Origin of the sequence: Anaerovibrio lipolyticus, from assembly GCF_021531495.1 — a bacterium.
Lineage (GTDB): Bacteria > Bacillota > Negativicutes > Selenomonadales > Selenomonadaceae > Anaerovibrio.
Genome location: NZ_JADYTY010000124.1, coordinates 1 through 234, shown reverse-complemented (window position 1 = coordinate 234; position 234 = coordinate 1). Strand labels below are relative to the sequence as shown.

Below are 234 nucleotides of genomic sequence, written 5' to 3'. Positions count from 1 at the left end.
GGAGGGGCATGACACTTTTGCGTCGGGAGACTCCTGCTTTTGCGCAGCAAAAGTGGCCCCGGTGGCACTCTCTGTCATTACGGACTCTGTGAATTGGCTCAGCGACAAGCGGTATCTGTGCGTAAGAATAAATCATCAAGCAGGGCCATTAAGTCGGACAGAGCAAAAGTCGTTATGACCGCAGGCTGTATTTCGAGAAAATTTTGATTTCATATTTACGATAGTAGAGAGATA

Annotated in this window: 1 protein-coding gene; it reads left to right on the top strand. The window is 47.4% G+C overall.

All coding sequences use genetic code 11. The annotated features are described in order from the left end of the window. Positions 1–39 precede the first annotated feature (39 nt). Positions 40–207 (top strand): hypothetical protein, encoded by a 168-nt coding sequence (locus I6E26_RS11175; protein ID WP_235321933.1) that lies wholly within the window; start codon positions 40–42, stop codon positions 205–207. Positions 208–234 lie beyond the last annotated feature (27 nt).